Source organism: Mesorhizobium sp. WSM4837, assembly GCF_055811435.1.
In genome coordinates, this window is sequence record NZ_JBVVQE010000020.1 from 103693 (window position 1) to 111953 (window position 8261).

The following is an 8261-nucleotide window of genomic DNA, read 5'->3' on the forward strand; positions in this document are numbered from 1 at the left end:
CGTTTCGGTGCCGAAAGCCAGCGGCGGCGCCTTGTATTTGCTGTCGATAATGCGCTGGAGCAATTCCAGGCCGGTATATTCAGCCGATGTCGGCGTGTGGAATGGTGCCGAGGCCGGGCGGCGAAACCCGGCCTGGATAGAGTTCCACGTCGCTCATGTAATGATTTCTCCGGCGGCGGTCTCGGCGCCAATCTCCTTGCCCGCCGCGTGGTGCTTGCGCAAGGCGGCGAGGAAGCCGGCGCGGGCACCGGGCGCCTCGATACCGCGCGGCTCGTAGACATGGCGGGTAAAAAAGAAGCTGGTCAGCCGGAAGGCGTCCTCGATCGCCGCCGGATCGGCGCGCAGCCCGGAGCCGCGCTGCAGGAATGCGGGGAGCACCAGCATCTTGTCGCGCCATGGCGCGCCGGCCTGGCGCGACACGGCGCGCCCGGACTTCGGCGAGACATAGGCAAGGTCCTGCCTGGCGCCGGTCGCGGCACACTGGCTGAGATCGAGGCCAAAGCCGAGTTCGTCGAGAATCAGCAATTCGAAGCGCGCCACCAGCTCGCCGGCGGCGTCCGCATCGTCGAGATGGGCGATCATCACGGCCAGCGTCTCGTAGAGGCCGTCATGCGCGTCGCGCTCGGGCAGCAGGCGCAGATGCGCCGCCATGGTCTGCAGCCCATAGATGGCGACGGCGCTGTCCATCAGCCGGGCGGCGTTCATCTCGATCGCCTCGGCCTGGAAGATGCCAAGATGTTCGTCGAGCCGCGCCCGCCACAACAGGTCGACGCGGTTGCCGGGCTGCAGAACCGGCTGCTGCTTGCGCGAGCGGCCGCCGCGCACAAGGCCGAGGTGGCGGCCATGCGCACGCGTCATGACCTCAAGAATGGCGCTGGTTTCGCCATGCTTGCGGGTGCCGAGAATAATTCCCTCGTCGCGCCATTCCATGAACGTAGCTTGTCATCGCTTCGGTGGCGAAATCAAGTTTTTCAGGCGCTGTGTGGGTGCCCTCCGCGGCGATCCGCGCGGAGGTGATCGGCAAGCACTTCATCGATCACGCGTCGCGACTTTTCAACCTCAATTGGATTGATGTCTATATGGCCGGCGACCGTAATCAGCGCTTTCCATAGCGTCCAGCCACGGCCTCGCGCCCAGGTTGCCTCATCGGCCTGAAGCCCGGCGCGAAACACCTCTCGGCTTTTCCCTTCCAAGAGCGTCCACGCAATCGCCAAGTCGCACGAAGGATCGCCCACGCCTGAAGTTCCGAAGTCGATCACGGCGCTCAAAGCACCTTGCCTGACCAACAGGTTTCCCCAACTGACGTCGCCGTGGAACCAGACGGGCGCGCCGTGCCATGTCGCGGCAAGCGCCGCTTCCCACACCGCGCTCGCGGCGACCGTGTCGATCTTGCCGTCGAGGGTTGCAATTGCTTGCCGGGTCTCACCGTCATAGACGCTCAGTGGTCCGCCGCGAAAAAAATTGTGCTGCCCTGGCGCCGGTCCACCGGCGGGATCGATCCGTTGCAGGGCGACCAGGAACTGGGCCAGGCCGGCCGCGAATTGCGGCAGGCTGGCAATACGCTCCAGCGTCGCCGTCTCGCCTTCGATCCAGCGGTAGACGGACCAATGCCAGGGATAGTCATCGACCGGGGCTCCCATCGCCAGCGGGACAGGGACAGGCAGCGGCAGCAGAGGCGCAAGCCTTGGCAGCCAGCGATGTTCCTTTTCGACCTGCAAGGCATAGGCCGCCGCACTCGGCAGCCTCACCAGCATATGGTCTCCGAGATGAAAGGTCCTGTTGTCGCATCCGCCTGATGCAACCGGCCGGACAGCAAGATCCTTCCATCGGGGAAATTGCGTGGCGACCAACCGGCTCACGAGGGCTGTGTCGATAGTGACTTCTGGTTCGAGCATGATCTTTTCCGAAAACCGGCTCCCATTTTCGGGAACATGCTCTAATGCGGAAACTCCAGCCCCATCTCGCGATAGCGCTCGGGGTCGTCGCCCCAGTTCTCGCGCACCTTGACGAACAGGAAAAGATGCACCTTCTGTTCGAGGATACCGGATATCTCCATGCGCGCCGCCTGGCCGATGGCACGGATCGTCTCGCCCTTGTGGCCGAGCACGATCTTCTTCTGGCTGTCACGCTCGACATAGATGGTCTGGTCGATGCGCACCGAGCCGTCCTTCTTCTCTTCCCATTTCTCGGTCTCGATATGGGAGGAATAGGGCAGTTCCTGATGCAGCCTGAGATAGAGCTTTTCGCGAGTGATCTCGGCCGCCAGCTGACGCATCGGCAGGTCGGAGATCTGGTCTTCCGGGTAATACCAGGGGCCGGCAGGCAGGGTTTCCGAGAGATAGTCGAGCAGGTCCTTGCAGCCCGACCCGGTCAGCGCCGAGACCATGAAGGTGCGCTTGAAGGGCACTCTTTCATTCGCTGCCGCGGACAGGGCCAGCAGCGCCTCGGGCTTGACCCGGTCGACCTTGTTGAGGATCAGCACCATCGGCTGGCGGACATCCTTCAGCCGTTCGAGGATCGCGTCGGCGTCGCCCCTGATGCCGCGCTCGGCGTCGATCAGCAGCAGCACGATGTCGGCGTCCTTGGCGCCACCCCAGGCGGTCGTCACCATCGCCGTGTCCAACCGCCGCTTCGGCTTGAAGATGCCCGGCGTGTCGACGAAGACGATCTGTGCGTTGTTGTGGATGGCGATGCCGCGCACGATGGCGCGCGTCGTCTGCACCTTGTGGGTGACGATCGACACCTTGGCGCCGACCAGTTGGTTGACCAGCGTCGATTTCCCCGCATTGGGCGCGCCGATCAGCGCGACGAAGCCGGAATGCGTGGTGGCGGCTTCTGTTGCCGGCGGGACGTCTTCGGTGGCGGTCATGCCGCGCTCCCCTTATTCAGCCAGACGCCTTCGCGCAACAGCAGTGCAGTCGCGGCGGTTTGCTCGGCCTCGCGCTTGGAGCGCCCGCTGCCGCTCGCCGGCGGATAGGCGCCGACCTTGACGCTGACAGTGAACAGCGGATCGTGGTCCGGTCCCTCGCGGCTGTCAATTATGTAGACCGGCACGGCGCCTGCCGCCTGATGCGCCCATTCCTGCAGTTCGGTCTTGGCATCGCGGCGGGCGGCACCGATGGCCTGCGAGCGCGGCCGCCAGTATTTGTGGATGAAGGCGCGGGCCGCCTCCAGCCCGCCGTCGAGATAGAGCACGGCGATCAGCGATTCCAGCGCATCAGCCCGCAGATTGACGCGTTTGCGCCCGTCCAGGCCGCGTACGTCCGAGCCGGCACGGATCAGCTCCGGCAGGCCGATCTCCTCGGCGATCTCCGCCAGCACCTCGGCATTGACCAGCGCGTTGAGCCGGAGCGACAGCTCACCTTCGGCAGCATCAGGATACGCCGCGAGCAGCATGTCGGCGACGACCAGGCCGAGGACGCGGTCGCCCAGGAATTCGAAACGCTCATAGTCGATGCCGGCATGGCTGCTGCGGGCACTGGCATGGGTCAGCGCGCGCTGCAAGCGCTGTCGATCGGCAAAGGCGTGGCCGGTGCGCTGCATGAGCGCTTCGGCGAGCGCGTCGACGGTCAGCCGTTTTGTCGCCACCATGACCTATTTGACGAAATGGAGCAGGCGCGACGCGCGCATCTGCGACGGCCATTTCCAGATTTCGAGCGGGCTGGCGCTGCCACCGATCGAGAAGAAGATGAGGTTGGCGCGACCGACCAGGTTCTCGTCGGGCACGAAACCGACGGTGAAGCGGCTGTCCGAGGAATTGTCTCTGTTGTCGCCCATCATGAAGTAGTGGCCGGGCGGCACGTCGAATTCCTGGGTGTTGTCACCGATCGAGTTGGGTATCAGGTCGAGCGTGTCATAGCTGACGCCATTCGGCAACGTCTCGCGATAGACGTCGACCGGCCCGCTCTCCTCGGTGATGTCGCGATTGTCGATCTGCCCGACCTTCTGGCGCTGCACGCCGGCGCCATTGATGAAGAGCTGGCCATCCTTGACCTGAATCTTGTCGCCCGGCAGGCCGACGACGCGCTTGATGTAGTCGACGGAGGGGTCCGGCGGGAACTTGAACACCGCCACGTCGCCGCGCTTCGGCTCGGCGCCCCAGATGCGGCCCGAAAACAGATCCGGCCCGAACGGCAGCGAATAGCGCGAGAAGCCATAGGACCATTTGGTGACGAAGAGATAGTCGCCTTCGAGCAAGGTCGGCCGCATCGACCCGGACGGTATAGAAAATGGCTGGAAAAGAAGCGTGCGGATGACCAGAGCGAGCAACAGCGCCTGGACGATGACGCTGACGGTTTCGCCAAGCCCGCCGGATTTCTTCTGGGATTTTTCAGCCACGCTCATGTCGTCCTCGATTATGCGTTGGTTGGTATAGAGTCTCGGCGCGCGCTGGGCAACGTCATGCCGGTGGTCAGATGCGATCAATATGGCGCTTATTCGACGGGCACCGCCTCGATTATCACAAAGGCTTGAGCAAGCGGAAAATCATCGGTGATGGTGAGGTGGATCGCGGCCCTGTGCCCTTCAGGCAGGATCTTGTCCAGTTGCGCCGCCGCCCCGCCGGTCAACGCCATGGTCGGCTTGCCGCTGGCCAGATTGACGACGCCCATGTCGCGCCAGAACACCCCTTGCGCCATACCGGTGCCCAGCGCCTTGGCGCAGGCCTCCTTGGCAGCAAAACGCTTGGCATAAGAGGCGGCGCGGGCGCCGCGGTTTTCGGAGCGGGCCTGTTCGACCTCGGTGTAGATACGCTGGATGAAGCGCTGGCCATGGCGCTCCAACGATTTTTCGATGCGTCTGATATCGATCAGGTCGCTGCCGATGCCAATGATCATTGAGCGGGAACTTCCCGTCCGGCCGTTCCAGCTCTGTTCGTCAGGCGCATGGAGCGCGAGAAAGAGCGGCGTGGCCATACGTAGGTGCGCACCCGCTCGAGAAGACCATCAGGCTTGCGGCGTCGAAAAAGCACTCTGTCCCCGTCCTGATCCAATACGCCGGCCCCGGCCACCCGGTAGCGGGTCTTCAAGCACGCCGGAAGGCAATCATGGCTTCGATATAGCGACACCCAAGTCCCAAGACAACGAATCGCTGCCGCGATGGTCTGCCACAGGAGGTAACCAAATGCGACGGGTTCGCCTTGCCCCGAAGCAGCAAGTTGCATGGATGTCAGCTTGCGAGCGCCAAGCTTCAGCCGCAATCCTATACTGCGCGGCCGGCGTTGCCGGTCTCGAAAACCCAGCCGTCGGGGTAATCTTGAGCAAAGCCAGCCTCGGGAATGAGCAGCGTAGCACGGTATGGCACTGTGGGAGCCTCGTAGATGTACTCGGTCTCACTCACACGATGGTAGGTTTGCGGCAGAACAACCAAACTCGAGACGCCAGCCACCAGCCAGGCCACCGGAAAATCCGCCTTGTCGCCGACCTTCAGGTTCATTCTGCGAATTTGTTGTAGGTTCGTCGCCGGCGTAAAGCTGTAGTCCAGATCCACCATCGACTGAACCGCCGGCTGCCGCTGCCCATTGACAGTCCAGCCGGTCTCGTTGCGGATTATTGTGAGATCAACTGACTGGGAACCGATGAACCCGCGAACGCTGCCGGATTTGGTCGTCCAATCTTCGGCCAGTTGCACAGCGTAGTCCAAACGTGCCGGGCCCGCATCCGACAGGTATACAGCGGCTCCATTCAAGTGCCAGCCGAGGTCTGTCTGCTTTAGCTGCACGACATCGTGCCCTGGTTCGTCCGTCCTGCGCCAGATAGCGAGTAGAGACATCTCTCACCTCTCGATGCGTTGTTCATCACCACGATCAATTTTTCGGCCGAGGTCGGATACGAGTTGCTGAAGGCTGCTCCCCAATATGACCAGGCTCACTCCGAGCAAGGCGACATCCTTGATCAGAAAGGCACCTAACCCGTTGAGGAAGGGAAACCCTCCGGAGCCCGTTTCCCAGATCGGCAGGGTGAGCATTGTCGAGGATGTCAGCGCGAAGATGACTGAGCCGATGGCACCCCCCACGAGGCCGGCCCAAACGCTGCGGACAGATGCTATCAGCAGAAGCGCTGTGACCAGTTCGACCACGCCCAGGAAGTAGGAGGCTCCCGCAAATCCGAATGCGGGATAGAGCCATGCCAGCCAAGGCGTATTCTCGACGAATGGCCTAAGCGCCTCGATCTCGATTGCAGTAAATTTCAAAATGCCGATCAACAGCAGAGGAAGCACCACCCCCAAAAGGGTTACCGCGCGACCGACGGCAGCAAGGTGGTAGCCAGCTTGATTGATGCGCGCCACGAACGGAGCGTTGGCGGTTGCAGAGGTAAACATGGCCTTCTCCTTTCGATTTGTATGCTCCAAGCATATAATAATTCGACCTTGATGTATATGCTCCGAGCATATATTTTTTGGCGATGACCGATTCCAGGATTGAAAATGTGATTGGCGCTCTAGCGCTCGCCTTTGCGGACACGTTGCAGCGGGACGCTCAGGCCAAAGCACCGGAGCCCGGCCCGGCGGCTTCCGCGATCACCCTCATTGGCCACGTACCGGGCCTGTCGATCGAGAGGCTGCGCCGCGCATTGTCACTGTCCCATTCGGGCACCGTCAGACTGGTCGATCGACTGGTCGCGGATGGATTGGCGGCTCGGTTCTCGGCGCCTGACGACCATCGCGCGGTAGCGCTAAGGCTCACTCCTCTGGGCGAGACGACCTGCAGTGCTATTCTTTCTGCTCGCCAGAAAGGGCTCGCGTCAGCGCTCGCTGTTCTAAGTCAGGAGGAGTTGCAGGAATTCGGTAATCTTGCCGCCAAGCTGTTGCGTGGGCTCGTCAGCACCGAGGACCATGCATACCGTATTTGCCGGCTCTGCAACTATACCGCTTGCCTCGACTGCCCTGTGGAAGCGGAACTGGCCTGAGCTGTGGCTTTGGCAAACTAAAGCGCGTCGCACCTGGACGATGGCTGCGGCAGGCGTGAACACGGTTGCCCGCAAGCCGACTTGCCGATGCGCTCGTTCGCGCCGAAATTCCGGTTACCTGTTGTACCAGCTGATCTCGACGAGATTGCCGTCCGGATCGCGGAAATAGACGGACATCATCGGGCCAAGGGCTCCGATCCGCTCGACCGGCCCGACTTCTATCGCCACGCCATTGGCAGCCAGGCTGGCACATATCTCCGAGAGCGGGCGCGCGGCGACCAGGCAAAAATCCGCGGAGCCTGGCGTTGGCGCCTTGGCCTTCGGCTCGAAAGTGTGGCCTGCCTCATGCACATTGATCTTTTGCGTTCCAAACAGCAGCGCCGTCGGCCGGTCCGGCTCGTCGAGGCGCTTGAAGCCGAGCACGCGCTGATAGAAGGCGCAGGTGTCTTCGACGGAGCGAACGGTCAGCACGAAATGATCGATGCCGGTAATCACGGTAGCGCCTCAGTTAATGTTTGTTTTAGCAGGTCGTGTCCCAAAACCGCTACGCACCCTCGGTTCAAGCCGCGGTTCAAGCCCAAGGCATGCTTTTAGGCGACATGCCTTAAATGTTGCGGCTGCCCGGCTTGACAGGCGGTATGGCGGCAAGCTCGGGCGGCAGCCTGTCGGCCGGGTAGGCCGGAACCTCATATTCGGCGAGCGCGATCAGCGGCACGCCGACATCGGTCTTGCCGGCCGAGCGGTCGATGATGCAGGCAGCGGCAACCACCTCGGCGCCAAGCGCGCGCAGGCAGTCGATGGTCTCGCGGATCGACAGGCCGGTGGTGACGATGTCCTCGACGATGACGACGCGCGACCCGCTGGCGATCTCGAAGCGGCGGAGCCTGAACTCGCCCGCTTCCCGCTCGACCCAGATCGCCGGTGCGCCAAGATGGCGCGAGGTCTCGTAAGCCGGGATCAGCCCGCCGATCGCCGGGCCGACGACGTAATCGATCCTGCCGGACACAGCAGCGCGGATTTTTTGGGCCAGCGCCTTGCACAGGCGCTCGGTCTTGTCGGCATGCATGAAGACCCGCGCCTTCTGCAGGAAGACCGGGCTACGCAAGCCCGAAGTCAGGATGAAATGCCCCTCGAGAACGGCACCGGCCTCACGGAAAACGCCCAGCACTTCGTCGGTGTTCATTGTTCGCTCCGTCCATGGTGAATAGTGAATAGTGAATAGTCGGTAGTCGGTAGTCGGTAGTCGGTAGTCGGTAGTCGGCAGTGAGAGCACCCTTCTTTCACTATTCACTATTCACTATTCACTATTCACTATTCACTATTCACTATTCACTATTCACTATTCACTATTCACTA

Annotated in this window: 11 protein-coding genes; 1 reads left to right on the top strand and 10 read right to left on the bottom strand. The window is 62.2% G+C overall.

What is annotated here, in order from left to right:
- Positions 1 to 153: 153 nt before the first annotated feature.
- The 8 genes from recO to AC0L3D_RS14510 form a co-directional block, all read right to left on the bottom strand.
- Positions 154 to 930, bottom strand: a complete 777-nt coding sequence (recO, locus tag AC0L3D_RS14475) for a DNA repair protein RecO (protein ID WP_473644729.1) — start codon at positions 928 to 930, stop codon at positions 154 to 156.
- Between the two features lie 41 nt (positions 931 to 971).
- A complete protein-coding gene (locus tag AC0L3D_RS14480; protein WP_473644730.1) occupies positions 972 to 1895 on the bottom strand; it encodes an aminoglycoside phosphotransferase family protein in 924 nt (307 codons plus the stop codon).
- A 41-nt stretch (positions 1896 to 1936) separates the two neighbouring features.
- Entirely contained in the window at positions 1937 to 2869 is a 933-nt protein-coding gene (era, locus tag AC0L3D_RS14485) for a GTPase Era (RefSeq protein WP_473477340.1), read from the bottom strand.
- Positions 2866 to 3591: a ribonuclease III gene (gene rnc, locus AC0L3D_RS14490; protein ID WP_473644732.1), complete on the bottom strand. Its 726-nt coding sequence runs from the start codon at positions 3589 to 3591 to the stop codon at positions 2866 to 2868. Before rnc ends, era begins: the two co-directional genes overlap by 4 nt.
- Before the next feature lie 3 nt (positions 3592 to 3594).
- Complete coding sequence (lepB, locus tag AC0L3D_RS14495) at positions 3595 to 4344, bottom strand: signal peptidase I (RefSeq protein ID WP_287285314.1); 750 nt, start codon at positions 4342 to 4344, stop codon at positions 3595 to 3597.
- An 89-nt stretch (positions 4345 to 4433) separates the two neighbouring features.
- Positions 4434 to 4835: a holo-ACP synthase gene (acpS, locus tag AC0L3D_RS14500; protein WP_473644734.1), complete on the bottom strand. Its 402-nt coding sequence runs from the start codon at positions 4833 to 4835 to the stop codon at positions 4434 to 4436.
- Between the two features lie 364 nt (positions 4836 to 5199).
- On the bottom strand, positions 5200 to 5769 hold the full coding sequence (locus AC0L3D_RS14505; RefSeq protein WP_128171000.1) for a putative glycolipid-binding domain-containing protein: 570 nt from the start codon (positions 5767 to 5769) through the stop codon (positions 5200 to 5202).
- 3 nt (positions 5770 to 5772) lie between these two features.
- The gene (locus AC0L3D_RS14510) at positions 5773 to 6318 is read right to left on the bottom strand and encodes a DUF417 family protein (protein ID WP_128171001.1); all 546 of its coding nucleotides are present in this window, start codon (positions 6316 to 6318) and stop codon (positions 5773 to 5775) included.
- An 83-nt stretch (positions 6319 to 6401) separates the two neighbouring features.
- Between AC0L3D_RS14510 and AC0L3D_RS14515 the strand changes: the two genes are divergently transcribed.
- On the top strand, positions 6402 to 6905 hold the full coding sequence (locus tag AC0L3D_RS14515) for a MarR family winged helix-turn-helix transcriptional regulator (RefSeq protein ID WP_473477502.1): 504 nt from the start codon (positions 6402 to 6404) through the stop codon (positions 6903 to 6905).
- 114 nt (positions 6906 to 7019) lie between these two features.
- On the opposite strand, the gene AC0L3D_RS14520 is transcribed toward AC0L3D_RS14515, so the two are convergent.
- Positions 7020 to 7400 carry a VOC family protein gene (locus AC0L3D_RS14520; protein WP_128171003.1) on the bottom strand — a complete coding sequence of 127 codons (381 nt, stop codon included), beginning with the start codon at positions 7398 to 7400 and terminating at the stop codon, positions 7020 to 7022.
- Between the two features lie 109 nt (positions 7401 to 7509).
- A complete protein-coding gene (gene pyrE / locus AC0L3D_RS14525) occupies positions 7510 to 8088 on the bottom strand; it encodes an orotate phosphoribosyltransferase (protein WP_023800770.1) in 579 nt (192 codons plus the stop codon).
- Positions 8089 to 8261 lie beyond the last annotated feature (173 nt).